A 1,324-nucleotide genomic window follows, 5' to 3' on the forward strand; every position below is an offset into this window, starting at 1 on the left:
CGCCGCGAGCTAAATTTACGCTCGCAAGTCCGCATTGCTGGTTGCACAAGCGTGCGCCGCAGCCGACACAAATCTACACTCCCAATCGCGAAAGCCTACGCGCCGATCGCGTCTTTTAGGCTCTGTGCGCACAAGCCTGCGCTCTTAAGCTCGCGCAAAATTTCATCCATTAGCTCCTCTTTGAAAACGTCCAGTATCATCGCGCCCGCGTCCAGCTCAGCATAGCGCAGGGCGGGCTCGCTGAAGTTTTTAAGCTCTTTAAACCGCCGCTCGCCTCGCCTGGCAAATCCGAGCCGAACCTCGTTCGGGCTAAGGCTCAGCATGCCGCCCTCGCGAGCAAAATTATACACGCTAAAGCCGTAAAGCTGCGGATCGGCGGCTTTAGCTCGCACGCTCAAAATTTCCTCCAGCCGCGCCTTCGTGCCGTCTAGATCGAGCCTCGTTTGCAGCGCGATCTTGCTGCCCGTGTCGAGCCGCAAAAGCGCCAAAAACGAAGCGAAATCCTGCGCGATGATGCTTTGCTCATCGCATTCGACGTCGATGTAGGCGACCGCAGGCTGTTCGCTGGCGCGGTAGTCCAGGCACAGATACCAATGCCCGTCGCCGCTGAACGGCACCAGCCCGTCAAGCTCGAAGCTCACGCACTCGCGCTCCTCGCCCCAGCTAAAGCGCGTAAGCGACGGATGCGCCTCGCCGATGCCGCTGATGGCGTCCAGCGGGTAGCCCTCTAGCTCGTAGCGCAGGTAGCCGCCGTTTTGCACGCTCAGCATTATGGCGAGCTCGCGCGGCAGGGCGTGTCCTAGCTCCTCCTCCGCGGCCCTCAGCGACTCGGGCGTGAGCGGTTCTTGCAGATATGGCAGGTAGATCGGCCTGCGCCAGATGTTTGCAAGTTCGTTTGCGTTCATTTTCGCTCCTTTAAATTTACGGGTTAAAATTTCAAGCGCGCCTTAAATTTTAAGCTCGAACCCAAAATCTCAGTTATAAAATTTTAAAATTTTGCGGCGCCGATTTTTCACAGCCCGCTCGCTGTATTCGGCGCGTCTGCAACTATTTGGCTCGCTTCTCGGCGGCTTAAATTTAACCTAGATCGGGCGCCGTCTAAATTTAATCCGCGCCGAGCGGGTTCAAGGCCGCGCGCCGATAAAATTCCATCGTAAATCTACTCGGCACGAGCGTCTATTTAAAGCGGCGGAATTTTGCAAGCAAGCTAAAGCCTTTCGCGCGCCTAATCGAAATCATAATACAGGCTCCACGCGCCGCTTTGCGGGTTTTTGGCAAACATCAAGCTGCCGCCGTCTATGACGTTAAAGCCCGCCTTTTCATC

The 1,324-nt window shown here is 56.3% G+C and carries 1 protein-coding gene; it reads right to left on the reverse strand.

The window, feature by feature from the left end:
• Nucleotides 1–95 precede the first annotated feature (95 nt).
• Entirely contained in the window at nucleotides 96–905 is an 810-nt protein-coding gene (locus tag Q0256_RS04350; RefSeq protein WP_297960372.1) for an SMI1/KNR4 family protein, read from the reverse strand.
• Nucleotides 906–1,324 lie beyond the last annotated feature (419 nt).

The organism is uncultured Campylobacter sp. (assembly GCF_937949835.1).
In the GTDB taxonomy this organism is placed as follows: Bacteria; Campylobacterota; Campylobacteria; order Campylobacterales; family Campylobacteraceae; genus Campylobacter_B.